Below are 24,523 nucleotides of genomic sequence, written 5' to 3' on the forward strand. Positions count from 1 at the left end.
TTCCGAACCCCAATTTTTGATAGGATAAAAAAACTCCAAGCTTTAACGGTTTGGAGTTTTTTGTTTTAGCCGATATCAGTCAAAATTTGCTTCGGACTCCCGTCTTTTGGATTCCTCAAGTTCCTCGGACGTGAACAGCATCTGGAATCTCGGGTTTTTAGGGTAGTTCTTTTGTTGAGATTCGTAGGTTTCACCTTCGTCCAAAGTCCACCAAAGCTGTCTGTATTTGATATAGTCGCATTTTCCTTCTTCCTTTTCCTTCCATCGCTTTTGATGGCTTTCCCAGGAAGTGTTTTCGCAGCATTCGCACTCGCCCAAATACACGGCTTCGTATCCACAGATGTCGCAATATTCCACGCTTCGGAATTTATCCGCGTAAGCGTACTCCAAGCCTTCGATAGCCTCCGGAAGATTGCTCAGGAACTTTCCAAAACCGATAGTCTTGCTTGAAACATATAATTTGTTGTCCATCCAACCGGCGTGGGCAACTTTTGTCTTTCTAAACTCAAGCTTGAGAAAACGGAATTTTTCGTTGTGGTCGAAATCGTCGAAAACGGCATTTTTTGCGTCTGACCAATCGTATCTATTCCCATTGTGCACAAAACCCGAATTTTCACCCGCAATCTTGCCGCGATTCTCGAGATAGTGCTTTCGGCAAGCCACATAATCCCAACCGGAACTGTGTCTGATCTGACCTCGCTCGCCACAAGTCTCGCACACGTGCTCTGACAATTTCCCGTACTTCTCGATGATGTTGTAAACTGTTCCTTCGTACTTGCAGTCGGCATAGAATTCCAGTCTGGCGTATTTCTCTTTTATGCACGAGACTTTTTTGTTCCATCCGTTTTTGTGGATTTCCTTTACCAATTCGATCGTAATCGGATACCAGGCCTGCGAAATCTGGAGTTGGATCTCGTTCAGATCGGCGAGTTTCCGCAAGTCGAACGCGTTCATTTTCTCGTCGATCACGAAATCTTCGAGCTTTTCACAGTTCTTGTTCGTGAACTCGGCATTGGCATACATCGCTTTTATCGCGTTGTCTCTTTCCTCAGCTTGTCTGCGTGCGGTTTCCTCGACAGCTGTGGTGTTTGGTGCCGCATTTTCGTTTTTGGGATCTTTACCGAGTTTGTCTCCGTTCGACATCAGATAAATCGCGCCATACATTACAAGCGCACAGACCAGGATTGCTACAAATACCATATTTAAAGCTTGAAAAAATTGAACATACAAAAAAAGGAAGCCCGAAGACTTCCTTTTCCAAAAATCGGTTTCTAGATTACCGATTTACTGATTACTCAGTTTTTTCGCAGCGCGCTTCTCCTTCCAAAGTTCCCAGCTCGCTCCTGCAACCCAGTAAAATACAAAGTTGATCAGGAAAATCATTAGCCAAAAACCGGTGGTGAAGATGCACAGGAACAGCAAAAAGCCCAAGTACTGTTGAAATTCAAACATGTTTTCCGGAATTTTTTGAATTATACGCAAATGTAGCGATAGTATTTTTCCTGTCAAAGGCCGACTTTCATTTTTATTAACAAAGATTTCGGCTTAAATTTGGGTCGTCGCGAAATCTGCAAACGAATGCCGAACAACGAATTTTGAATAACGAATGTTGAATAACGAACAACCAATGGAATACAGAATAGAAAAAGACACCATGGGCGAGGTGAAAGTCCCGGCCGACAAGTATTGGGGCGCACAAACAGAGCGCTCGCGCAACAACTTCAAAATCGGTCCGTCAGGTTCCATGCCCAAGGAAATCGTGGAAGGTTTTGCCTATCTCAAGAAAGCCGCGGCCTTTGCCAATCACGACCTTGGCGTTTTATCTGCCCAAAAAAGAGACGCTATCGCAGCGGTTTGCGATGAAATCCTCGCCGGAAAACTCGACGACCAATTCCCGCTCGTGATCTGGCAAACAGGATCAGGCACGCAATCGAACATGAACGTGAACGAAGTCGTGGCCAACCGCGCACAGGTTTTGGCGGGATTCAAAATAGGTGAAGGCGAAGCGGTCGTAAAAGCCAATGACGACGTGAACAAATCGCAATCTTCGAACGACACTTATCCTACGGGAATGCACATTGCGGCTTACAAAGCGGTTGTCGAAATTACGATTCCGGGCGTCGAAAAACTGCGCGATACTTTGAAAGCCAAGTCGCAAGAGTTCATGAATGTGGTCAAAATTGGGCGCACGCACCTTATGGATGCCACGCCACTCACTTTGGGCCAGGAACTTTCGGGTTATGTAGCCCAATTGAATTACGGATTGAAAGCCGTCAGAAACACTTTGGAACACCTTTCGGAAGTTGCCCTTGGCGGAACAGCCGTAGGAACCGGACTCAATACGCCAGAAGGTTACGACGTGAAAGTCGCCGAATACATCGCCAAATTCACCGGACATCCTTTCGTGACAGCTCCAAACAAATTCGAGGCTTTGGCGGCACACGACGCGATTGTCGAAACCCACGGAGCGTTAAAACAACTCTCGGTTTCTTTGAACAAGATCGCCAACGACATCAGGATGCTGGCTTCGGGTCCGCGTTCGGGAATCGGTGAGATCCTGATTCCGGAGAATGAACCGGGATCGTCGATCATGCCAGGAAAAGTGAATCCTACGCAATGCGAAGCCTTGACGATGGTTTGCGCCCAGGTAATGGGTAACGATGTCGCCATTACGATCGGCGGCACGCAAGGTCATTACGAACTCAACGTTTTCAAGCCTTTGATGGCGTCGAATTTCCTGCAATCGGCACGTCTTCTTGGAGACGCTTGCTTGTCTTTCGATGAACATTGCGCCCAGGGAATCGAACCGAACCACAGGCGCATCAAGGAATTGGTAGACAATTCACTGATGTTGGTCACGGCGTTGAACACAAAAATCGGATACTACAAAGCAGCCGAAATCGCACAAACTGCCCACAAAAACGGAACGACCCTGAAAGACGAAGCGGCTCGTCTGGGTTATGTTTCCGCCGAGGATTTCGATGCTTGGGTGAAACCTGAGGAAATGGTTGGAAGCTTGAAATAGTTGCAGAAGCAGTTGCAGTTGCAGTTGCATTCCTATAAAAGTAGCCCCGGATTGATTATCAGTCCGGGGCTTTTTTTATCTTGTAAGAAAAATTCGATGCCGAAAAAACGGAAAACACTGCCAAAAGATTTTGAATCGCTACTCGAGAATTCGTCTGTCGAGGAACTGATCCGACTTTTTGATTCGGTCGAAATCGAAGCCCGTGGCGGCTACTCCAAACAAACGGCTCTGGGTTTTGAGAAATGTCCGCACGAACTCGCCAAATGGCTTATCGAAAACGGGTGCGGAATGGAATCGGCGAACGAATACGGATACACACCACTCCAACAGCGATCGATGCGCTATCACAGTAATATAAAAAGCCTGCTCGAACTCGGCGCTGATATACACGTGAACAACCGCCACGGAACGCCTTTGCACTGCGCCATCCAGAACCACAATGCCGAAAACGTAAAAATGCTGATTGAATTTGGGGCGAACACAGACTTGGAATCGGCTTACGGGTACGGAAAAGACAACCTTTACACGCCTTTGGAACTCAATCTGGTCTCGTGTCGCAACATCGACATCCAGAATACGCTCGAGATCTCGAAAATCCTGCTGAATGCGGGAGCAAATAATACCTACAGAACGAAAGGATTCGTATTGGAAATAGGCAAAACTTTCGAGTTCTACCGCTCTAAATTCAACGACGAATCGGTAGACGAAACCAGTGCCGCCTTGCACGAATTATATCGTTTATTCGATGTTGAGCCAGTCGCGACACGCGTTTTGTACGACGGAAAATCCCAGATTTCGGTCGATTCCAAAACCTGGCAAAAACAGCATCAGGAATTATGGGAATTGCTCGTTCCGGGAAGCGGGTCGGCCAATACGGTTCAAGGCGAAGTCATAAGGATAACAGGAAAAATCGCGCGCGAACTACTCGACAATGGCGCGGTAAACTGGGATTCCGATTACAAAAAAATGACAAATGCTTTCGTACAATACGTCCAGCGCGGAAAAGCACTCGCGACTTCTGAACTCGACAAGGTAAAAATTGTCGCCGTTGAAGTCAATGCCCGTAATGACGAGAACGTCTACACGCTTTCGGAACTTGCCGTGAAATGGGTGCTTTTGAATCCAGATCCTATTGCACTCGATGCTGTCGGCTACGATAGATAAAGTGAGCTGGCGTTTACGGGGCGATTTTCGGTCGCAGCCGATTCCTGACGCTTTCGGCAATCAGCAGCGACTTGCCCAAAAACAGCATGCCCACGTGGATCAGCATCGAGAAAAAGAGGTAGCCCGCGAATTCGGTTTGCCTGAAAAGTTTATATCGGATTTTTGGCGCACGTTCCAAATGTTCGGCTTTCATCGCTTCCAAATCGATGCGGTCTATGTCCGATTCCGACATTCCGTCACTCATATAATACAGATTCTTGCTTCGGCAACCGCCGTAAAATGCGGCGATCACGCGTTTTGGTTTCAGCACGAATCCCGTCGAAAGCGCAAATAAGTTCATCACCGAAATCAAAGGTTTGCGGCAACTTCTCGAACCGAGTTCCCAAGCACTTATCTCGCTCTCGCCTACTCTATCGATCCCGTATTCGGTCATGATGTGATGCAGATCGTGGAATTTAAGATACTTTTTGCGCGCCCTGATGTTGGGAACGGGCGCCAGAATGCATCCGATGTAAACCCGGACGCAATGCGACTCGAAGTCGTCCGTGAGGTTGAGTTGGTTGTAATGATAAAAGGCGATCAGCGCTTCTTTTGTAGTCATTCTCTGTTTGCTTCGCGGCAATTTAAGTGTTTTGCCGCAAATTACAGGGGAATTTTTTGACCGCGATCCGAATCTATTTTCGAAAATGGCAACTGTTCTTTGGCCGATTGATGGATCGAAATTTTAAACCGCGAATTCACGAATTTTTCGGGAAGGTGCTGAAATTCGCGAATTCGCGGTTGAATTCGATTGCGGCAAACTTGTTATTTTCGGCGTGTCGCAAACGAACTCCAATTGGCCACGAATGCACGAATGCCATTCATTCGTGCATTCGTGGCGAAAAAATATGAATGTTATAAAGCGGCATGAGCATTGAATTTGTCGCGATAAGCCGTAGGCGTCATGCCTACATTTTTCTTGAAAAGCATCCGAAACGACTTGAGGTCGTTGTAACCCGAATCGAGCATCACCTCGAGAATGCTCTGACGCGACTGCTCAAGCGAGGTTTTTGCAGCCTCGATCCTCGTCTTTTGCAGGTATTCGATGGGTGTGATTCCCGTTGCCTGCTTGAATCTTCTCACGAGATTTCGCCGGCTGGCCGGAACGTCGACTATGATTTGCTCGATGGTATTGGCCTGCCGAAAATGCTTTCGGATTTCGGTCTGAGCCTGTTTTACGAGTGCGTCGCCGTGGTCTTCAATTGGGAGAAAAGTCCCGAAATACGTTTGTTGCTTGCGGTCGATGTCCACAGAAAAAATCTTGGCGGTTCTCACGGCAATCGCGCGGTTGCAGCATTTCTCGATCAGGTAGATCATCAAATGGAAGCTGTTCGTCGCGCCTCCGCTAGTGAAAATCCTGTCTTTTTCGGTTACGACGGCATCGGAATGGATCAAGACTTTTGGAAAAGCCGATGCAAAGGCGTATTCGGCATTGATGTGCGTCGTGGCCGGTTTTCCGTCGAGCAGACCCGTCGAAGCCAGCAGGAATGCGCCCGTACAAAAACTGGCGAGGTTCGCGCCTTTCGCGTATTGATGCTGAAGCCATGGAATCCAGTCGAGGTTTTGGGACAAAAGCATCGGCATGGCCTCGGGCTTGAAAGCCGGAATCAGAATAATATCGAAAGTATCGTCGGGATTCGGAACCGAGACTTTGCAATCGGAATAAGCCGAAAGATTTCTGTCGTGCGAATGCAAAAGATTTATCTCGAAAAACGGTTCGAGATTCGCTTCCTCGTAAAATCGGTTTACGGTCTGAAAAACGTCCAACATCGCCGCCACACTCAAAAGTCTGTGTTCGGTCGTTAGCAAAATTCCTAGTTTCATAGCCAAGTCGTTATATCTAAATGTACATCATTTTGGCTCAAATGCCCGCTTTTTGGTTTTTATTTGTCAGACTTTCAAATGTCATACGAGTCGTCCGAAATCTGGAAACAAGCCGATAGCCGCATCGCATCGGCGAACGCCATCAATTAAAAACGCCTTGGCCCGACGCAATTCACTATCTTTGCCGCTTGCCAAAATCGGCCCTTATATGAAATTCGAAGATCTTAATTTATCCAAATCCATACTGACGGCAGTTTCCGAAGAAGGTTACACGTCTCCAACACCAATCCAGCAACAATCGATTCCCGTAATCATGGAAGGCCGCGACATCGTAGGATGCGCCCAGACAGGAACGGGAAAAACGGCGGCGTTCGCCATCCCGATCATCCACAATTTGCACCGAAACATCGGAACGTCCAAAAGACACAAAGTGATTCGCGCCCTTGTCGTGACTCCAACGCGTGAACTTGCGCTCCAGATCGGGGAAAGTTTCGAGACTTACGGACGTTACACCAATTTGCGACAACTCACCATTTTCGGAGGTGTTTCCCAAGTGCCGCAAGTTGACCAACTCAAGAAGGGCGTCGACGTCTTGATCGCGACTCCGGGACGTTTGCTCGATTTGCACAAACAAGGTTTTATCGACCTCGACCACTTGCACACTTTGGTTCTCGACGAAGCCGACCAGATGCTCGACATGGGCTTCATCAACGACGTCAAGAAAATCGTGAAACTAACGCCCGACAACCGTCAGACGTTGCTTTTTTCGGCCACGATGCCAATGCAGATTCGCGAGCTGGCAGAGTTGTTCCTCAACGATCCGGCCAATGTGCAGGTCGCTCCGGTTTCCTCTACGGCCGAAAAAGTCGAACAGCACATTTATTTCGTGGATAAATCGGACAAGCGAAACATGTTGTATCACTTGATCCGCAACGAAAAACTCGAACACGTTTTGGTGTTTACGAGAACAAAACACGGTGCCGACAACGTCGTGCGTTCGCTTCGCAAGAAAGGCGTCGCCGCCGAAGCCATTCACGGAGACAAGTCGCAGTCTGCTCGTCAGCGCGTGCTCGAAGGTTTCAAGAACAACGAGGTCGGCGTTTTGGTTGCTACCGATATTGCCGCGCGTGGCATCGACATTGAGCAATTGCCCTTCGTGATCAATTTCGACCTTCCGAACGTTCCGGAAACTTACGTGCACAGAATCGGGAGAACCGGACGTGCCGGAAATGGAGGCGTCGCGATCTCGTTTTGCGGACTGGACGAAGCGCCTTACTGGAAAGACATCCAAAAGTTGATCAAAGTCGACGTAAAGATAATCGAGGAACACCCTTATCCCTGGAAAGAAGGCGAAGCGCCGGGAACGATCCAGGCATCGGAACCCAAACCACAGCAAAATTCCAACAATAGAAGCGGAAAAACCAAGCACACGCAGTCGAGAAAATCAGATGCGTCGAAGAAGAACAAGCGGCGCTGGTATTGATTGGAGTGCCTGAGTTATAAAAGTGCCTGAGAAATCGCGTACCAAAAAAACATCCTTCGTGGGTGTTTTTTTATTCCACTCCGCTTCCTTCGGCTTCCCTTCTCTTGCTGATCTGGGCTGAAATCACCTGAAATAATTTCACCGACTCAAAGGGTTTGATGATGATGTCGTTCATTCCGGCCGAGATCGCTTCCTCGGTAATTTCCTCTTTGTCGAAAGCCGTAAGTGCGACGATCGGCGTTTCCATATCGAACAACCGGATGCGTCTTGTGGTTTCGAAACCGTTGATTATCGGCATGTTGATATCCATCAGCACAATATCGAACTTCTTCTTGCGCAACATTTCTATGGCCGACAAACCATCGTCGACAACCTTGCAATGATAGCCGTTGTTCTGCAGGATCTTGCGCGTGACCATTTGGTTGATCTTGTTGTCCTCGACGACCAGAACGTCGTGCGAAGCCGCGGTTGACAAGTCGACTTCGATGTTGTTGATGATTTCCTGCGTCTTGTGGGAATTGTGTTCGAAGGCAATCGTGAAATCGAATTCGGTGCCGCGGTTCACATCGCTCGTAAGACTTATTTGGCTGTCGAACAATTCGATGAGTTTCTTGACGATCGACAAGCCGAGTCCGGTGCCTTGGTAGTCGTTTTCCTTGCGCTCGATCTGGACGAATTTGTCGAAGATCTTTTCCTGGTCTTCCTCGGCGATTCCTATCCCGTTGTCCTTGACGACGAATTTGATATGGAATTTGTCCCCGATGTTTTTCACCAGGCTGGCCGAGATCGTGACTTTTCCGTCAGAAGTAAACTTGAGCGCATTGCTCACGAGATTCATGAAAATCTGGGAAAGACGCAATTTGTCGCCGATCAAAGTCTCGGGAATTGCCGGATCGATCTCGGTCTCGATCTCGTTGCGGTTCCTGTTGGCGATGAATTTGAGCGAATCTTTGATCGTGCTGATCTCGTCCGAAATATTGAAGACGTGATTTTCCAGCACCACGCGCTTCTCCTCTATTTTGTTGATCTGAAGAATGTCGTTTACGAGCGAAAGCAGGTATTTTGCCGAAAAACGCAAAGAATTCAAATGCGGACTTTTGGCCAGTTCCTTGTGTTCGTCCGAAATCATGTCCGTAATCCCGACAACGCCGTACAAAGGCGTTCTCAACTCGTGGCTTATCGTCGAGACGAACTGGGTTTTGAGACGCGCGGCTTCTTCGGCTTTTTCCTTGGCAGCGACCAGATCGCGGTTTGCCTGCAAAAGTTCGGCGTTCGTTTTCTTTTTGAAATTGACGTTTTTGTAGAGAATGTAGACGAGTAAGGTCAACGCCAGCAAACTCACGATGAAAAGGATCACGATGATTTGCGATTTGCGCAGACTCAACGCCTGGACTTCGTTTTCGGCGGCGATCCGGTCAACGGCTCTTTTGTACTCGTCCAATTCGAGATTCAGTCCTTCAGAAGCGGCTCGCTTGAGTTTCTCGCTGTCGTAGACCTCGTCCTTGATCTTGCCGAATTGCTGCAGATAATAATAAGCGCTTTTGTGATCGCCCGTCTTGGCCAGAAATTTCGAGTATTCCTCATACGAGTACGAAAGATCGAGTCGTTCCTTGGTCGCTTTGGCCGTGTCGATGGCCATCCTGAAATACGCGCCAGCCGATTTGTCGTGCCTGTCGTGGCTTTCGAGCATTCCGTTCAGCAGCAATCGCGCCGCCCTTAGGTTCTTGCGTCCGAATTTGGAGAAATTTTTGTTGACGAATTGCAGATACGGCCTGCCCTGATCGTAAAGTCCGATGTCAAAATACGCCCACGAAATATTGAGTTTTGTGAACAGCATTTGGCTTGTGTCGGCCGTTTTTTCACTGTAATGGATCGAAGCTTCGTAATATGCGATCCCTTTCTCATATTGTTTTTTCTCGAAGAAATACATATTCCCAAGATTGTTGTTGAGCCAGTTCTTGAGCGTATCGTTGTCGGTTTTGTTGGCGTAAGTAAGCCCTTTGTTATAATAGTAAATTGCCTTGTCGTTCTCCGAGAGCTCGTCGTAATTGCCCGCGATGCAATTGTAGGCATAAGCGATGCGGTAATTGTCCTTGATGGCGATCGATTGCTTGAGCGCTTCCCGAGAATAGCGCAACGACTCGCGAAAGTTGAGTTCGGCGAGATAACTGTCGGCTTTGGCGCTAAGTTTATCGATCCCTTTCGGAGTGTAGGTCGTCTGGGCGTGAAAAAGCGACGCCAAAAGAAGCAGCGGCAGCAGGAAAATATTTGGTTTTAAAGGCAATGCAATCGATTTGGTTGCTCAAATATAGAAGTATTGGGCCAATAAAAAACCCCGATCGTCAAAATCGGGGTTTTTCGTGAAAGTTAGTTGCGGATCAACTTTCTGTATTTGATGCGTTTTGGCACGATGTCAGCGCCAAGTCGCTTCTTCTTGTTTTCCTCATAATCTGAGAAACTTCCTTCAAAAAAGTAAACCTCGGAGTTGCCTTCGAACGCGAGAATGTGCGTACAGACGCGATCCAAAAACCATCTGTCGTGAGAAATTACGACTGCACAGCCCGCGAAATTCTCAAGTCCTTCCTCAAGCGCCCGAAGCGTGTTGATGTCAAGGTCATTCGTCGGCTCATCGAGAAGCAGCACGTTTCCTTCTTCCTTCAAGGTCATGGCCAGATGCAGCCGGTTTCGCTCACCGCCCGAAAGCATGGAAACCTTTTTGTTCTGATCCGATCCGCCAAAGTTGAAACGGCTCAGGTAAGCGCGCGAATTGACTTGCCTTCCGCCCATCATGATCATTTCCTGTCCGTCGGCGAAGTTCTCCCAGATCGATTTTTCAGGGTCGATGTTCGAGTGCGCCTGATCAACGTATGCAATCTTCACGGTTTCCCCGACTTTGAAATCGCCTCCGTCCGGTTGCAGTTCGTCCATGATCATCTTGAAGATCGTGGTTTTTCCGGCTCCGTTCGGTCCGATGATTCCTACGATTCCGGCTTGAGGCAAAACGAAGTTGAGATCGTCATACAACAATTTTTCGCCGAAAGCTTTCGCCACGTGGTTCGCATTGATGACGTTCGTTCCCAAACGCGGACCGTTCGGGATATACAATTCGAGTTTTTCCTCGAGTTCTTTCTGGTCTTCGTTCAAAAGTCGGTCGTAGTTTTGCAGACGCGCTTTTTGCTTGGTCTGGCGTCCTTTCGCGCCTTGTTTGACCCATTCGAGCTCGCGTTCCAAGGTCTTGCGGCGTTTCGAGGCGGTTTTCTCCTCTTGCTCCAGACGCTTCGATTTTTGGTCGAGCCAGGACGAATAATTCCCTTTCCAAGGAATGCCTTCGCCTCTATCCAGTTCCAGAATCCATCCGGCGACGTTGTCGAGGAAATAACGGTCGTGCGTCACAGCGATGATCGTTCCCGGATATTGCTGCAAGTGTTGTTCCAGCCAAAGTACAGATTCGGCGTCCAAGTGGTTCGTCGGTTCGTCCAAAAGCAGGACGTCAGGCTGTTTCAACAAAAGTCGGCACAAAGCCACACGGCGTTTTTCACCACCTGAAAGTACTTTGATGGGCGTGTCCGGATCCGGCGTTCGCAAAGCATCCATCGCGACCTCGAGCTTGTTGTCGATTTCCCATGCGCCCAAAGCGTCGATCTTGTCCTGCAATTCCGCTTGACGGTCCATGAGTTTCTGCATTTTGTCTGCATCTTCATAAACTTCGGGCAAACCGAATTGGTCATTGATCTTGTTGAACTCCTCAAGAACCGCCATCGTTTCGGAAACGCCTTCGCGCACGATCTCGATCACGGTCTTGTTCTCATCGAGTTCGGGCTCTTGCTCGAGATATCCGACGGTGTAACCCGGAGCGAAAACCACATCGCCCTGATAGTTCTTATCGGCTCCGGCAATGATCCGCAAAAGCGATGACTTACCCGATCCGTTGAGACCGAGAATGCCGATTTTGGCGCCGTAGAAAAAGCTCAGGTAAATATCCTTGAGCACTTGTTTGTTGTTGGCCGAATAGGTCTTGGAGACCTTCGACATAGAGAATATGACTTTCTTATCGTCTGACATAATAAACAGATATGAATTAGCGAATGATTAGACGCGCCCCTTGAGCGAGCTGAAAACCCAGGCGTTGGCCAGGAAACCGACACCTACGGCGCCAAATCCCCAACCGGCGACTTCAGTGTACCTGAAAATGCCGAGTCCTATCAGTAGCAATCCCATCAAGACCATGATGAAAGCCGCCCAGCCCAGAATTGTGTTTTTATTTGTTTTCATATATTTTTTCGGAAGCGCAAATATCGGTAAATAATTGGTTTTTCGTATGTGAATTCCAATCCAAAAACGCTCGTACCCAAAAGAAAGTTACCGATTTTTGGGATATATTGCCAACACATTAACAACAACTCTGATGAAAAAACGAATCTCTTTATTTGCGCTGCTTTTTTGCCTTTGCCTGACAACGGTTTGTTGTACGAAAACCACCGAAGAAAAAATGCAGGATTTCGTAACCAACGTCAACAAGTCCTCGAGCACGATGAGCAATGCCGTGTTCCGATCGATTTCAGCCGAAGTCAAACCCGGGAAAACCATCACGTTCGTCTCTGAACTCGAAGCGACCAATGAGGAAGCCGACGTGGCGACGTTCTCGAAACTCGGCCCGCCAATCATAGCCGAAATGGTCAACCAATTGCCCGGCGGAAAGGATCTCATGGACGAAGGCGTGAAATTCCATGTGATTTTCAAGACCAGGGACGGCGTCACCATCAGCGACGAAACGCTCGACAAGGCCGCGATCGCGAAACTTACCAACGTGGAATCTTCCAAGAACTTCGGGGATAATTCGGGAAAACCATCCGTGGGAAGCAAAGCTAACATAGCAAGCGGACTCAAGAACATGCTGCAAGTCCTGAACCGGAACCTGCCGATAGTCGTGGACAAGGAAACAGACATGAAAATCACGAGAATCGACGTGAACGAGAAAAACGAGCTTGTGTATTCGGTCGAAATCCCAAAAGACCTGACAGCGAATTTTGACAATCCCGCGATCAAGGAAATCCTCAAGCAGGAATTGCTCAAAGACGGCAACATCCGCAGGATTTTCCCCGGAATCGCGCAACACGGAATCGAGACGATCACCTACGAATACGGGGCGAAAGGCGAAAAACCGACACTTTCGGTCTCGATTCACAAAGACGAGATCAAGTGATAAAAAATGACCCGCTTCACGGCGGGTTTTCTTTTGAAATAAAAATTTTGGGAAGTTGTTCTAGAACCAGTCGGCGAAAAGTCAGATGGATTTCGGAAATGAAAAAGCGTTGCGATCAAGGTTGTTCCACCGGAAGCAAAACCACGAACTCCGCGCCTTCACCTTCGCGTCCGACCGCAAAAATCGTCCCTTTGTGGTTCTCGGCGATTTTCTTGCACATCGCCAATCCGATTCCCGTGCCTTCGAACTGCGTTTTTCCGTGCAGGCGTTGGAAAATCTGGAAAATCCTTTCGGCGTATTCCTGTTTGAAACCGATGCCGTTGTCCTTGAACGAAATGCGGCAATAGCCTTTTTCCAAAATCGGGAGTTTGTATTTGAGGATTTCCGTTTCGTCTGCTGCTGAGGCAATGATAGAGATTTGCGGCGCGACGTCAGTGCGTGAATACTTGAGCGAATTCGAGATCAGGTTGTGGAAAAGCTGCACCATCTGCAACGGAATCGCTTCTATTGTGCAAAGTCCTTCGTGGGTCACGCTTCCGTTTTTCTCCTGAAGGATGATGTCGAAATCGGCCATGGCTTCGTCGTAAACCGTGTCGAGATCGGTGAGCGCAAACGGATCGTGACTTCTCGAAAGCTGCGAAAGACCGAGAATGTCGCGAATCAAAGCTGTCATTCGATTGACCGAATTGTTGATGCGATCCATCTGGAATTTCGCCCTGTCGTTGAGTTCGCCCAGATTGGCTTCGAGCATCTGGGTAAAAAGGCTGATCTTGCGAAGCGGTTCCTGTAAATCGTGGGACGCGATGTAGGCGAATTGTTCGAGTTCGGCATTCGATTTCTGCAAGGCAAGATTCGTTTCCTCGAGTTCGTGCGTGCGCTGGAAAACGATATCCTCTATCTTCTTGCGCGCCAGAACCTGTTGGGTAACGTCGCTTGCCACGACCATTATCCCATCGACATTTCCAGTGGAATCGAGCATCGGCTCGTAAATATATCTCAGGTAAGTGGTTTGCAGCTGTCCGTTTCTGGGCAAATCGAATTCCTGTTCGTCGCTCAGGAAAGAGATCTTGTTTTCGAAGACGTCATCGAGAATCGGTTGCAGTCCGTTGTGAGCGATTTCCGGCAAACCTTCGAAAATGGATTTTCCTTCAAGTTCGGATGCTTTGTGCCCGACGAGTTCTTCCATCATGTGGTTCACGTTCTCGAAGACGTGATCGCGTCCTTTGAGAATGCAGATGGCGACCGGCGCCTGCAAAATCATGTTGCGGAAGTTGCGCACGCTTTCCTCTACTTTGTGTTGGGCCAAAACTTCCTTGGTCACGTCTACGGCCATGTGATGGATTCCGTAAACCTTTCCTTCCGAGTCTTTTAGCGGCTTATATGTAAAGTTGAAATAGAAATCCTGAACACCATTTCCTACATCGAGTTTCGCCAGTTCCTGATAGCCGATATATGTTTGTCCTTTGTCGAAAACCTCTCTCAAAAAGGCTGTGAAAGGCTGATCTTTGAGCTCCGGAATGGCGATCTCGAAATCCATTCCAAGAACAGATTTGTCCTTGCCCCAAAAGCCAAGCATGAGATCGTTGGCGTATTGTATCCGAAGATCGCGTCCGAAATAAAACGCGGTTGCCACGGACGATTCCTCGATCAAAGTGCGGTAGCGGTATTCGCTTTCCTCGATTTCCTTGTTCGCCAAATTGAGATCAGTGACATCGGCGGCCGTATTCAGTACGCCGTAGACTTTTCCTTCGGCATCGAACAAAGGCGTAAAACTGTAGTTGAAATAGAACGAGGTGAGTTTTCCATCAACCACCAATTTTATCAATTGATTGTAAGCGTTATAAGGTTTACCCGTGGTGTAAACCGAATCGAGAATCTCATAAACGCCGGTATCGGCAAGTTCGGGAAGATTTTCGTAGTACGTTTTTCCCACCACTTCCGGGCCTTTTCCCCAAACGTCGATCAAGGCTTTGTTGACGATTTCCACACGCATTTCGCGCCCTACGTAAACACCGATCGGGAATGGAGCCGCATGGATGAAACTTCTCAGCCTTTGCTCACTTTGCTCGATTTCGGTTCGCGAACGCACGATGTTGGTGATGTCCTGGATGATTCCCGAAAGCGCGATCGCCTCACCTTTGTCGATCTGCACTTGTCCTATCGAGCGCAGGAAAAGCATTTCGCCCGTTTTTTGGTCCGGAACCCGAAATGTTATATCGTGTTTGGTATTGTCGCCTTTGCCGAAAAGCCGCAACGTCTCGCTTACTTTGGAAACGTCGTCGGGATGCACTTTTTTTAGCAATTCGGTAAGCGGAAGATTCGATCGGGAAACGCCAAACCACTGCATTACCTGTTGCGAATAATTGATTTCACTGGTCTGCGGGTTGATGTTGAACGTTCCTAAATCGCCGATTTCCACTGCGAGTTCGATCGTCTTTTCCTGTTCGGCCAGTACGCGCTTGTCGTTGTGGATTTCAGTCACATCTGTCACTAAAGCAACAACGCCCGTAGCTTTCGTCTTGGCACTTTCATAAAAAGGTTGCAGGACGAGATTGATGTGCAGGGTTTGCATCTCGCCTTTTACGTGAAGCATGGCCGCCTTGTCATAAGCGACATAACTTTCGCCTGTTTCTCTCACGTTCCTGATGATTTTCGGAAAATCCTGTGTCGACAGTTCCGGGAAAATTTCGAGCAAAGGTTTTCCTACTACAGATTCGTCCCTGCCCCAAAATTCAAGCGTGCGGTTGTTGGCGAACGTGACGACCATTTCCTCACCCATAAAAATATGGATGGCCATGTCTGATTGTTTGAACAGATTGTAAGCTGGCTCAATCGACTTTATGGTCTGGGCGTTTCTTGCCGCCAGTATCGCATCGGTCTTGTTTACGGCAGAATGTACAATATATATGACTTCTCCAGTCTCATCGAGCACCGGGCGGTTTACGATCTGCCAGTACATCTCATGGAATTGTCCGTCCTCGAGCACGAGATCGTATCGCTGCAAAGGGAGTTCGACCTTTTCCTTCGTCCTGAGACATTCCACCAAGGAATCCCGGATGCTCGACGAGCCTTGAGGTGAATCAGGATTGTCCGGAAAGTTCGAAAGCAGGCTTGTCCCTACGAAATCCTCGATCGCAATCCCGGCAAATTTGGCGTATTCCGCAGTCGCGGCCACGATCGTGAAGTCAGGATCGTTTGGCAACAACAGGCCGCTCACACCCGGCATGGAGGCGAAAAGGATCCGGTAATCTGTATTGGATTGCTGCAATTTTTTTGTGTTTGGTGGCCTAAAAATACTATTTTTTCCGAATGCCTAGCGCTCGAATTTATCCTTGACGTTGCGAGTCACGAATGTGGTCAGGCCTTCGCCTTCGCTGGCAAGCCGTTTCATCCTTTCGACATTGGTTTTTCCGGCCGAACGATTGCTGTAAGTATAGACATCAGAATTGTCGCGGAATAAAAGTCGGATGAAATCAGGCCCTTTTTCGTAGGCAATCACTCCGGAATGGCGGCTTTTGTTGGCATAGCGTTTCATGTTTATAAAGTTAGCATCGGCCAAAGCCCGAAATCTTACAACCATCTCCCGATTCTTTATAAGATAACTACTGCCGGTATTCGCCAACTTTGGAATCACTCAAAACCACAATTATGAAATCAGGAAAAATCATCGGAATCATTATTCTTCTCGTTGGAATCGCACTAATTTTTTACGGCGTGACGCACATGGATTCCACCGAATCGAAAATCAAGGACTTCTTCGGAAAAGAAGATTCCACGGGAATGTTCACTAGTATTTTGGGAGCTGTCCTGGCGCTCGCCGGCGGATTCCTCGCCGTTCGGAAGTAAAAGCCACGACCTCAGTAATTTCAGGTTGCAACTTTTTCGCCGCGAATCCACGGATTCCACAACAATTTTCAGTTGGATTCGTGAATTCGTGGCTTTATCATTTTTAAGTATCAAAAAACAAATTCGAAGAAAAAAGGCGAGGCTCAATCGAAAATTTTGGTAAGCATTTCCTTCAAAAGATCGTCAATCCCCAAACTGGCGCCGACGCCCTTGCTTTTGACATCGACATCGCGCAGCACATTGACGATTCCACTGACCTTTCGCATTGGATAATTTCTTGCGGCAACTTCGTAATCCTTGACGAAATAAGGATTGATCTTCAAAGCGGAAGCCGCGGCTTTTTTGTCTTTGAGTCCGTGGTATTGCAGCAACTGGGAGAAAAATTGGAACACGAGGCTTGTGGTGACGACCATTGGATTGTCTTTCGGATTGTCTGAAAAATACTTCGCGATCTGGAACGCCTTGACGCGGTTGCCCTCGCCTATCGCCTTTCTCAATTCGAAAACATTGAAGTCTTTGGAAAATCCGATGTTGTCTTCGATGTGTTTCGTGTTTATCGTCGTGCCCTTTGGCAGAATGATCGCGAGTTTGTCGAGTTCGTTCGATATCTTGCCCAGGTCGGTTCCCAGGAATTCCGACAGCATGGCCGAGGCTTTCGGCTCGATCCCGAAACCTTTTCCCTTTAGCACGCGCTCGATCCATTGCGGAATCTGGTAATCGCGAAGTTTGTTGCTCTCGAACAGCACCGCGTTCTTCTTGAGACTTTTGTAAGTCGATTTGCGCTTGTCGATCGTCTTGTATTTGTAGCACATGACCAGAACCGTCGTGGGCGTCGGATTTTCGGAGTAACTCTCGAACCTGTCGATCGTCTTGGCCAATTCCTGGGCTTCTTTTACGATCACGACCTGTTTTTCGGCCATCATCGGATAGCGTTTCGCCGTCCCGATAATCTCCTCGATAGAAACATCGCGTCCGTAAACCACGGTCTGGTTGAAACCTTTTTCGTCTTCGGTCAACACATTGGCTTCGATGTAATCACAAATACGGTCGATGTAGTACGGCTCCTCGCCCATCAAAAAGTAGAGTGGCGCGACATTTCCGGCCTTGATGTCGTTGACGATTTTTACGGCTTCTTCCATGGCGCAAAAATACGAAGATTGTTGGATTGTCGGATCGTCAGATCGTCGGTTTGTCAGATTGTCGGATCGTGGTTTTCCGATGATCCGCTGATTTGAAAATCCAAAACTCCAAAAAAGAAAAACCCCGACAAAAGCCGAGGTCTTCCAACTGCAAATTCCAACTCCACCTTCAATATTCGTACTCGACGGAAAGCGTCATAAGCGCACCGCCGACGTTTGAGCTCGTTACGAAACCTTCTTCGTCGTAGATCGAAACTTTGGTCAAGGCTTCCTGTCCGTTCAGTTTGAGGTTCTTGACGCTTCTTCTTCCGCCCAGGTAAAAGAAATCCGGCATTCCTCCAAACTGCAAAGCGCCGATATTTCCTTTGGCGTTGTAGAACGCGCCTTTCATCTGCCCTTCAGATTCTATAGAAAACGAATAATACGAAAGGAAATCCCAACCCGAATCGACCTTGAACGGAAACTGTCCGCCCACATTGTAAGTTTGGGTAGCGTTGTCAAACGTGACCGGAATTACGCCTTCTGAACTCGAGATCGAACTCAGGTGATTCGCTTCGTCGTAAGTCAACAAAGTCGTACCGGGACTATTGCCTGTCCTGACCGCTTTGACGAGATAGTCGAGTTCGTTGTAAGTATAAGTCATTTCGAAAGTCGCCGTTTCGAGCACGACTTTCATTTTCTTGACGCGATCCTGTTTGTCGTAGGAAAACGAATACGTCCTGTTGTCGCCTTCGTCAGAACCTGTTGTGGTGATTTTCCGGACGAGTTTGGTCTTCGTTCCGCCGCTGTCGTCGCCCGAACAAGCAGTGAGCAATACGATCGCCGATAAGATAAAGAGTAGTTTTTTCATTGGTGTCAGTTTTAGTTTGTGCAAAATTATAGTCGGGAAAATTCCTTTCGGATGTAAATAGACGAACGACGAAATTTATAGACAAAGGGATTTTTTTTGGATTTTTGGATGTCTGGTTTTTAAATTTTTGGAACGCGGACTTTTGGCAAATTTTAACGGATTTTCACGGATTTTCATTTTTTCGGATTTGATTCTGGACGCAAGAAATCGGTGTGATCCGTGTCATTCGTAAATCAGCATTACTTTTTATCGATTTGGATTTTGGATTTTGTTCCGATAGCTATTGGGATTTGGGATTTGTCCCGATAGCTATCGGGATTGGGATTTAGAATTTGGACCGAAATCCGAAGTTCCAAAGCAGAAATCTAGCCCAAACTTTTGCTGTCAGACATCGAACGATTCCGTCCGGGCCAAAATCATTATAAAACGGTTAGATTGAATCCAAAAGTAAGAACGGATTATATCGGTTTGAAAACCAATATACAAACGACGAAATTTATAGACGAGTGCGAAACTCAATAGGTAAGCTCGTAATGCACATCGAATTCGGCTACGAAATCAGACGTTTTGAGAAAGCCTTCGCTGTCGTAAGTGTTCTCCAAAGGAATCGACAAACTGCCATATTGAATCGTACGCACCGGAATTCTCGTAGCGAAAAACAGAATATTGCTGTCAGAAATGAAAAAATCCAGACGATGCGGCGATACCGGAGCATTGTAAAACGGCCCGAATCTGGAAGGTTCAAACCCAAAAGAAAGCAAAGGCAAAGCAGTACAGTCGCCATTTGCATTGAGGGAAAACGAGTTCTGTCCGGCGGTATAGGTTTGGGTCGACTCGTTGTAACTCACTTGGTAAACTACTCCATTTTTGGTGAATTGACTCAGTATTTCATCCAGATAGGTCATTTCGACCAAATTGATCTGTCCGTTTTTCGACTGCTCAATGCGCGAAATTGTATTGTTCGAATTGTACGAGATCATGACCCAATCGGGACCATTGGCGTAATCGGAATCATAGCGCGTCAAACGCCCCGATTTGTCGTATTTGAAAGTGTATGTGTAATTGAAATCAGGATTTTCCTGGCTCGAAACCACGAGTCTCCGGACCAATTTGACTTTCGTTCCCGAATCGTCGTCTGAACAGCTTGCAAAGAAAATGGCGAGTAAAAACAGTACTACTTTTTTCATATTTGAGATTTATTGGATTTGTGAATTTTTGATGGATCAAAAGCTTCGGATCGAAGGATTTTCAGATCGTCGGATTTTGGTTCCGGTAGCCTTCAAGACGGAATTTGGGATTTGGAATTTGGGATTTGGAATTTGGGATTTGGAATTTGGAATTTGGAATTTGGAATTTGAGATTTGGGATTTGAGATTTGAGATTTGGGATTTGAGATTTGAGATTTGAGATTTGGGATTTGGGATTTGGGATTTGGGATTTGGAATTTGAGATTTGGGATTTGGGATTTGAAATTTAAAAAATAATGCCCCGAAGTGCCACCACGCAATCGAGGCATCAAAACCTGACAAATTCCTGTATTGACAACCGTCAGGCTATTCGTTCTGGAAATATTCGAACGTGCAATGGAACGTGAGTCCGAAACTTCCGTAATTGGTTTGCATGGTATAATCCTGATAATCGTATCCGTTGGTCAGCGTGAAATTGAAAAGTGCGTCAGGATTGCCGCTTCTTCCCGTAAACGAGTCCTTGACCATGTAGACGATCGCGTCATATTGCGCCAGATAAGTCGTAAGCTGGTACGAACTTCCCACAACATCGCGAAGCGGCCCTTTCAAAGTTGCCGATCCAACCGACGAATAATTGTAAGTCATGCCGTTTTCGGTCAGGATGTCGCCGTTTTCCTTGAGCACGAACGCGCTTCCGTTTATCGTATAGGTCTGGTTGCCCGAATTGTAGACCACGGCATGATCGACATTGCCTTCGGTATAACCCGATAGACGACCTTCGTTATCGTACTCGAAAGCAAAATCTTCGCCATTTGCCTTGCTGATCGACGTGACCTGATTTCTATTGTTGTAAGCATACGTGAAAAAGTCGTCAATTTCTCCAACGAGCGTTATCGTCGCGATCCTGTGTTTGGAATCGTAAGTGAAATCAGCAGTTTGGTTATTTTCAGGATAATTGGCCTCGATCGTCATGCGTTTGAGCAAACGGCCTTCGAATGGCGCTTTGGCGTTGTCATCGTTGCCGCATCCGCATCCGAAAGCAAAAAGCAAAATTGACATGGAGTAAAGAAATATCCGTTTCATCTCAAGAAGAATTACCTGCCAAAAATACATCCGGTTCAAGCGTTGTTTTTGTTCCGATATACCAACTGCGGCGTTGACCAATCAAAATGCAAACTCCGAAGCCTTTCGACTTCGGAGTCCGCAATAAAAAAACTAACCTAACCCTAGTTGTAAGTGAACGCCATGGTGAAAGTCGCACCACCGCTCACTTGTGTCGTCGCCGGAAGTCCATCTTCGTAAGTGTTCAAGACCGTCGTATTCGCGGCCGGACTCGCCGAATTCGTCAAACTCGAAATCGCCTTTTTGGAGGCGTAATAAGGCGAATTCGTTTCGACGATCGCCATAATCAGTCCATCAAGACCTTTCACGTTGGCGAACGCCCCTTTTTTGGACGTATCGTAATTGAACTGCAAAGTCGCCAGCGAAGTCAGATCGCCGTTTGATGCAATCGTGCCCGGCGTGCCGTTGACGATAAAACCTGCATCGGTATAAGTGACGTCAAGCGAGGAAAATTGGCTTGTAGCGTTCACAAGCCGCTTTTTGTTGTCATAAGTCAAATTCACCGTCGCCTCGGAGTCGCCTGTCACGGAAATCGTCTGTGGTTTGCCGTTACTGCCGTAGTCGAAAACGTAAATCAGGTTTTGCGCACCGGTTCTCACGAGTTGCGTCAGCCTGTTTTTGTTGTCGTAAGAAAAACTGTAAGTGCCTGTGTAGGCCGCATCCGGACTGGTCATGACGATACTGGCGGGCACTTTTCCGCCACCGCTTGAATCGTCGTCTCCGCAAGCCGAGACAAATCCGGCGAAAGCCAAAATCAAAAGAAGTTTTTTCATGGGATTTTCGTATTAAGGTTAGTATTTTCTGTTTTTTCGGTCAAGCCGATGCGATCTGGTTTCGCGGGAAATTCACTCCGAATACGTGGCCGTGATGGTCGTTCCGGCAAGAGTCGCAGTAATCGGAAGGCCTTTCTGCAAAGCGCCCGCCACATAAGGAAACGTCTCGCCGCCGGACGCAATACTTTCCACGCGCTTTTTCGAGGCGTAAACCAAAGACTGGTTGTCAATCAAGTACAACGCGAAAAGATCGAGGCTTTTCACATTGGCGAAAACACCTTTGCCCGACGTGTACGCAAACGTCAAATTGGAAATAGAGCTCCAGTCGCCGGCACCGTTCCTTACGAAAGTCTGGTTCGAAAAGACAAGCACGCCTTGAGACTGAGAAGTCACCGGGAGGCTGCCGTTGTCGCCTTGTAGTGCCACCAAATTATTTCCATCGTAAACGAAAGAGAGATTTCCTGTATCACTGATCAACTTATCAATTTTATTGTTGTTCAGATACGTGAGCGTCACAAAGAAATTTTCACTCGACACCGTAGCCAGTCGGCCTTTGCCGTCGTATGTAAAATTGCGTGTCACCGGAGTGTTTCCGTTGCTTTGCAAGGTTATCGAAGCGGGTTTCAAACCTGAATTCGAACCTGAATCGTCACTGGAACAAGCCGAAACCAGTCCGGCGAAAGCCAAAATCAAAAGAAGTTTTTTCATGATTTTTGTGTTTGTGTTGTTTTTTTATCGGTCAAGCCGACGTGAGTTCCAAAGGTGACTCTGCGCTATTCCAGATAAGTGAAAGTGAAAGTCCTGTCGAAAATGTTGGCGGTTGCCGGAAGTCCGCTTTGGCCGTCGCTGGCCAAAAACGGATACGTTTGCCCTTCACCCGAAAGTGCGCTGATGCGTTTTTTCGAGGCATACAGATACGATTGGTTGTCGACCAGATAAAGCGCGAAAAGATCCAAATGGCGCACGTTGGCAAAAACGCCTTTGCCCGACTTGTAAGTGTAGCTCGCGATGGAAAGCGTAGACCAATCGCCGACGCTGTTTCTCGAAAACGGAACTCCGGCATACGTAAAGGCGTTGTCACCCAACGAAGTGATCGGGATTTGCTGATCTTGACCAGACGATAGCGAAACAAGCGTATTTCCCTCATAATTAAATACGAACTCGTCCTGATCCAAGGTCAATTTGGCGACTTTGTTTTTTTCGTTGTAGGTGAACACGATCAATTGGTCGTCAAGTGCGACACTCGAAATCCTGTCCTTGTCGTCGTAGGTGAAAGTCCGGGTTTCGGTGACACCATTCTGTTCCCATTCGACGGTGATCGGTTTTGGGCCTTTTGCCTCACCCGAATCGTCGTCTCCGCAAGCCGAAACCAATCCGGCGAAAGCCAAAATCAATAGTAGTTTTTTCATGGATTTTTGTGTTTGTTTTGTTTTTTTATCGGTCAAGCCGAAATGATTTTTGTGTCGATGGGAAAGCTTATTCCGAATAGGTAAAAACCACCGAAACATCGCCTGACATCGCCGTTTTCGGAAGTCCTTTTTCCTCGGTCGTCACATCGAAAGTCCAGTTCGAGCCGTTAGCCGAACCCGTAGCCATGCGTTTTTTCGACAGATAGACCGTCGACATGTTTTCGACGAGCCAAATCGCAAGCGCATCGACGTTCTTAACATTGGCGAAAGCGCCTTTTTTTGATCCGTAAGTGAATGTAATGCCATCGACCAAAGTCCAATCGCCCGAACTGTTCGTCGAAAATGTCTGTCCTTCGATGATACGAACACCGTTTGACGGCGATTGAACAGGGATGAGATTCTCGTCGGCATCGGTCAATGAAATCAGTTTTTTGCTTTGGTCGTAGTTGAATTTGTAGAACAGATCCGGACCGACGATCTCGTCTACGGAATTGTCAGGATTGTAACTTATGGTAGACAGATGTTGGCCGTCGGAAACTGTCGAGATACGGCTTTTCGAGTCATAAGTGAAATAGTTGGTCTTCGAGAACAAGCCTTGTAGCTCATAGAGCACAGATGTCGGTTTGGCTTTGGAATTGGAGCCGGAATCGTCGCCCGAACATCCGAAAAGGCAAAGTGCGAGCAGAAAAAGTGGAAGTAATTTTTTCATGATAGGTCGTTTTTAGTTGTTTTTTTTATCCGCTTGACGGCAATCAATCCGAATAGGTATAAGAAACCCCATAATTGGAAACGGTTGCAGATTCCGGAAGGCCTTTTTCGCCTTCGATCGTCACATAAGGAATGGTCTGCGTTTGTATTTGCACCGATGTCTGCCGCTTTTTGGAGGCGAAATAAACCGATTCTCCATCGATCGCCGCCAAGGCCAACAAATTGAGATGCCTCACGTTCGCGAAAGCGCCTTTGCCGGACGAATATTCGAAAGTACCGCCAAGGTAAATTTTCCAATCGCCATTTGGGTGAAAAGCCAAAGTCTCGCCATTGGCCGTGTAAACGTCGTCACCTACGTACGTCAATACGACCGGTTGCCCGTTTTCATTGGTAAAACTTGCGTATTTCCCGTCTTCGTCATAAGTGAAACCTATCGCACCTTGAGGACTCGAGATTGTCTCGACCTGGTTTTTGTCGTTATAGTGGAACGTCGCGGTTTCCCCGAATCTCGTGACGGTGGCCATCCTGCCTTTTTCGTCATACGAGTAAGTGCGCACATTGCCGTTCAGGCTCACAGCGCTCGGCCTCAGTCCCGAAACCGCGCCGGAATCGTCGTCCCCGCAGGAAAACAGCGCAAAGCTTGTCAATAGTAGAACTACCAGTTTTTTCATTTGATGCTGTGTTGGAGTTAAGGTTGCCAATGGTCTGTCGGTCAATCGGATGATCCGAAAATCAGGACAATGATAGTTCC

Annotated in this window: 22 protein-coding genes; 5 read left to right on the top strand and 17 right to left on the bottom strand. The window is 47.6% G+C overall.

Features of this window, described 5'->3' with window-relative positions; genetic code table 11:
* Window positions 1-75: 75 nt before the first annotated feature.
* Complete coding sequence (locus EOO49_RS04275) at window positions 76-1,200, bottom strand: hypothetical protein (RefSeq protein WP_290843041.1); 1,125 nt, start codon at window positions 1,198-1,200, stop codon at window positions 76-78.
* 427 nt (window positions 1,201-1,627) lie between these two features.
* On the opposite strand from EOO49_RS04275, the gene fumC reads away from it, so the two are divergent.
* Window positions 1,628-3,025: a class II fumarate hydratase gene (fumC, locus tag EOO49_RS04280; RefSeq protein ID WP_290843042.1), complete on the top strand. Its 1,398-nt coding sequence runs from the start codon at window positions 1,628-1,630 to the stop codon at window positions 3,023-3,025.
* 96 nt (window positions 3,026-3,121) lie between these two features.
* Window positions 3,122-4,189, top strand: a complete 1,068-nt coding sequence (locus tag EOO49_RS04285) for an ankyrin repeat domain-containing protein (RefSeq protein WP_290843044.1) — start codon at window positions 3,122-3,124, stop codon at window positions 4,187-4,189.
* 13 nt (window positions 4,190-4,202) lie between these two features.
* Here EOO49_RS04285 and EOO49_RS04290 read toward each other — a convergent pair whose 3' ends face one another.
* Window positions 4,203-4,790, bottom strand: a complete 588-nt coding sequence (locus EOO49_RS04290; RefSeq protein ID WP_290843060.1) for a hypothetical protein — start codon at window positions 4,788-4,790, stop codon at window positions 4,203-4,205.
* 293 nt (window positions 4,791-5,083) lie between these two features.
* Entirely contained in the window at window positions 5,084-6,052 is a 969-nt protein-coding gene (locus EOO49_RS04295; protein ID WP_290843062.1) for a helix-turn-helix domain-containing protein, read from the bottom strand.
* A gap of 208 nt (window positions 6,053-6,260) precedes the next feature.
* Here EOO49_RS04295 and EOO49_RS04300 point away from each other — a divergent pair, with 208 nt between their 5' ends.
* On the top strand, window positions 6,261-7,535 hold the full coding sequence (locus EOO49_RS04300) for a DEAD/DEAH box helicase (RefSeq protein WP_290843063.1): 1,275 nt from the start codon (window positions 6,261-6,263) through the stop codon (window positions 7,533-7,535).
* Window positions 7,536-7,605: 70 nt separating this feature from the next.
* On the opposite strand, the gene EOO49_RS04305 is transcribed toward EOO49_RS04300, so the two are convergent.
* The 3 genes from EOO49_RS04305 to EOO49_RS04315 all read right to left on the bottom strand — a co-directional run bounded on the left by EOO49_RS04305 (window position 7,606) and on the right by EOO49_RS04315 (window position 11,807).
* Window positions 7,606-9,819 (bottom strand): response regulator, encoded by a 2,214-nt coding sequence (locus EOO49_RS04305; RefSeq protein ID WP_290843065.1) that lies wholly within the window; start codon window positions 9,817-9,819, stop codon window positions 7,606-7,608.
* 83 nt (window positions 9,820-9,902) lie between these two features.
* On the bottom strand, window positions 9,903-11,597 hold the full coding sequence (gene ettA, locus EOO49_RS04310; protein WP_290843066.1) for an energy-dependent translational throttle protein EttA: 1,695 nt from the start codon (window positions 11,595-11,597) through the stop codon (window positions 9,903-9,905).
* A 27-nt stretch (window positions 11,598-11,624) separates the two neighbouring features.
* Complete coding sequence (locus EOO49_RS04315; protein ID WP_290843068.1) at window positions 11,625-11,807, bottom strand: CAL67264 family membrane protein; 183 nt, start codon at window positions 11,805-11,807, stop codon at window positions 11,625-11,627.
* Window positions 11,808-12,024: 217 nt separating this feature from the next.
* On the opposite strand from EOO49_RS04315, the gene EOO49_RS04320 reads away from it, so the two are divergent.
* Window positions 12,025-12,738 (top strand): hypothetical protein, encoded by a 714-nt coding sequence (locus tag EOO49_RS04320; protein ID WP_290843070.1) that lies wholly within the window; start codon window positions 12,025-12,027, stop codon window positions 12,736-12,738.
* Between the two features lie 115 nt (window positions 12,739-12,853).
* Here the strand turns inward: EOO49_RS04320 and EOO49_RS04325 are convergent, their stop codons facing one another.
* Both EOO49_RS04325 and EOO49_RS04330 read right to left on the bottom strand, forming a co-directional pair.
* Window positions 12,854-16,006: a PAS domain-containing protein gene (locus EOO49_RS04325; RefSeq protein ID WP_290843072.1), complete on the bottom strand. Its 3,153-nt coding sequence runs from the start codon at window positions 16,004-16,006 to the stop codon at window positions 12,854-12,856.
* A gap of 45 nt (window positions 16,007-16,051) precedes the next feature.
* Window positions 16,052-16,273 carry a hypothetical protein gene (locus tag EOO49_RS04330; protein ID WP_290843075.1) on the bottom strand — a complete coding sequence of 74 codons (222 nt, stop codon included), beginning with the start codon at window positions 16,271-16,273 and terminating at the stop codon, window positions 16,052-16,054.
* Between the two features lie 113 nt (window positions 16,274-16,386).
* Between EOO49_RS04330 and EOO49_RS04335 the strand changes: the two genes are divergently transcribed.
* Window positions 16,387-16,584, top strand: coding sequence for a DUF3185 family protein (locus EOO49_RS04335; RefSeq protein ID WP_290843077.1), 198 nt, complete (start codon window positions 16,387-16,389; stop codon window positions 16,582-16,584).
* 143 nt (window positions 16,585-16,727) lie between these two features.
* Here the strand turns inward: EOO49_RS04335 and holA are convergent, their stop codons facing one another.
* The 9 genes from holA to EOO49_RS04380 form a co-directional block, all read right to left on the bottom strand.
* Complete coding sequence (gene holA / locus EOO49_RS04340) at window positions 16,728-17,723, bottom strand: DNA polymerase III subunit delta (protein WP_290843078.1); 996 nt, start codon at window positions 17,721-17,723, stop codon at window positions 16,728-16,730.
* Window positions 17,724-17,892: 169 nt separating this feature from the next.
* Window positions 17,893-18,573, bottom strand: a complete 681-nt coding sequence (locus tag EOO49_RS04345; RefSeq protein WP_290843080.1) for a lipoprotein — start codon at window positions 18,571-18,573, stop codon at window positions 17,893-17,895.
* Between the two features lie 515 nt (window positions 18,574-19,088).
* Window positions 19,089-19,760, bottom strand: coding sequence for a hypothetical protein (locus EOO49_RS04350; RefSeq protein WP_290843082.1), 672 nt, complete (start codon window positions 19,758-19,760; stop codon window positions 19,089-19,091).
* A 366-nt stretch (window positions 19,761-20,126) separates the two neighbouring features.
* Window positions 20,127-20,843, bottom strand: a complete 717-nt coding sequence (locus EOO49_RS04355) for a hypothetical protein (RefSeq protein WP_290843084.1) — start codon at window positions 20,841-20,843, stop codon at window positions 20,127-20,129.
* Window positions 20,844-20,986: 143 nt separating this feature from the next.
* A complete protein-coding gene (locus tag EOO49_RS04360; protein WP_290843086.1) occupies window positions 20,987-21,655 on the bottom strand; it encodes a hypothetical protein in 669 nt (222 codons plus the stop codon).
* Between the two features lie 72 nt (window positions 21,656-21,727).
* Window positions 21,728-22,363, bottom strand: a complete 636-nt coding sequence (locus EOO49_RS04365; RefSeq protein WP_290843087.1) for a hypothetical protein — start codon at window positions 22,361-22,363, stop codon at window positions 21,728-21,730.
* A gap of 65 nt (window positions 22,364-22,428) precedes the next feature.
* Window positions 22,429-23,064 (bottom strand): hypothetical protein, encoded by a 636-nt coding sequence (locus tag EOO49_RS04370; RefSeq protein ID WP_290843089.1) that lies wholly within the window; start codon window positions 23,062-23,064, stop codon window positions 22,429-22,431.
* Window positions 23,065-23,131: 67 nt separating this feature from the next.
* Window positions 23,132-23,773 carry a hypothetical protein gene (locus EOO49_RS04375; RefSeq protein WP_290843091.1) on the bottom strand — a complete coding sequence of 214 codons (642 nt, stop codon included), beginning with the start codon at window positions 23,771-23,773 and terminating at the stop codon, window positions 23,132-23,134.
* 43 nt (window positions 23,774-23,816) lie between these two features.
* Complete coding sequence (locus EOO49_RS04380; protein ID WP_290843093.1) at window positions 23,817-24,443, bottom strand: hypothetical protein; 627 nt, start codon at window positions 24,441-24,443, stop codon at window positions 23,817-23,819.
* Window positions 24,444-24,523 lie beyond the last annotated feature (80 nt).

It is taken from the genome of Flavobacterium sp., from assembly GCF_004295795.1.
Taxonomy (GTDB): domain Bacteria; phylum Bacteroidota; class Bacteroidia; order Flavobacteriales; family Flavobacteriaceae; genus Flavobacterium.

What these genes read in the sequence shown, in the direction of transcription:
- EOO49_RS04300 (WP_290843063.1), top strand. Translation starts at nt 6,261, where the DNA reads ATGAAATTCGAAGATCTTAATTTATCCAAATCCATACTGACGGCAGTT.
- EOO49_RS04345 (WP_290843080.1), bottom strand. Translation starts at nt 18,573, where the DNA reads ATGAAAAAACTACTCTTTATCTTATCGGCGATCGTATTGCTCACTGCT.
- EOO49_RS04350 (WP_290843082.1), bottom strand. Translation starts at nt 19,760, where the DNA reads ATGAAAAAAGTAGTACTGTTTTTACTCGCCATTTTCTTTGCAAGCTGT.
- EOO49_RS04295 (WP_290843062.1), bottom strand. Translation starts at nt 6,052, where the DNA reads ATGAAACTAGGAATTTTGCTAACGACCGAACACAGACTTTTGAGTGTG.
- holA (WP_290843078.1), bottom strand. Translation starts at nt 17,723, where the DNA reads ATGGAAGAAGCCGTAAAAATCGTCAACGACATCAAGGCCGGAAATGTC.
- EOO49_RS04315 (WP_290843068.1), bottom strand. Translation starts at nt 11,807, where the DNA reads ATGAAAACAAATAAAAACACAATTCTGGGCTGGGCGGCTTTCATCATG.
- EOO49_RS04320 (WP_290843070.1), top strand. Translation starts at nt 12,025, where the DNA reads ATGCAGGATTTCGTAACCAACGTCAACAAGTCCTCGAGCACGATGAGC.
- EOO49_RS04375 (WP_290843091.1), bottom strand. Translation starts at nt 23,773, where the DNA reads ATGAAAAAATTACTTCCACTTTTTCTGCTCGCACTTTGCCTTTTCGGA.
- EOO49_RS04380 (WP_290843093.1), bottom strand. Translation starts at nt 24,443, where the DNA reads ATGAAAAAACTGGTAGTTCTACTATTGACAAGCTTTGCGCTGTTTTCC.
- EOO49_RS04275 (WP_290843041.1), bottom strand. Translation starts at nt 1,200, where the DNA reads ATGGTATTTGTAGCAATCCTGGTCTGTGCGCTTGTAATGTATGGCGCG.
- ettA (WP_290843066.1), bottom strand. Translation starts at nt 11,597, where the DNA reads ATGTCAGACGATAAGAAAGTCATATTCTCTATGTCGAAGGTCTCCAAG.
- EOO49_RS04290 (WP_290843060.1), bottom strand. Translation starts at nt 4,790, where the DNA reads ATGACTACAAAAGAAGCGCTGATCGCCTTTTATCATTACAACCAACTC.
- EOO49_RS04360 (WP_290843086.1), bottom strand. Translation starts at nt 21,655, where the DNA reads ATGAAAAAACTTCTTTTGATTTTGGCTTTCGCCGGATTTGTCTCGGCT.
- EOO49_RS04335 (WP_290843077.1), top strand. Translation starts at nt 16,387, where the DNA reads ATGAAATCAGGAAAAATCATCGGAATCATTATTCTTCTCGTTGGAATC.
- EOO49_RS04285 (WP_290843044.1), top strand. Translation starts at nt 3,122, where the DNA reads ATGCCGAAAAAACGGAAAACACTGCCAAAAGATTTTGAATCGCTACTC.
- fumC (WP_290843042.1), top strand. Translation starts at nt 1,628, where the DNA reads ATGGAATACAGAATAGAAAAAGACACCATGGGCGAGGTGAAAGTCCCG.
- EOO49_RS04330 (WP_290843075.1), bottom strand. Translation starts at nt 16,273, where the DNA reads ATGAAACGCTATGCCAACAAAAGCCGCCATTCCGGAGTGATTGCCTAC.
- EOO49_RS04370 (WP_290843089.1), bottom strand. Translation starts at nt 23,064, where the DNA reads ATGAAAAAACTACTATTGATTTTGGCTTTCGCCGGATTGGTTTCGGCT.
- EOO49_RS04365 (WP_290843087.1), bottom strand. Translation starts at nt 22,363, where the DNA reads ATGAAAAAACTTCTTTTGATTTTGGCTTTCGCCGGACTGGTTTCGGCT.
- EOO49_RS04355 (WP_290843084.1), bottom strand. Translation starts at nt 20,843, where the DNA reads ATGAAACGGATATTTCTTTACTCCATGTCAATTTTGCTTTTTGCTTTC.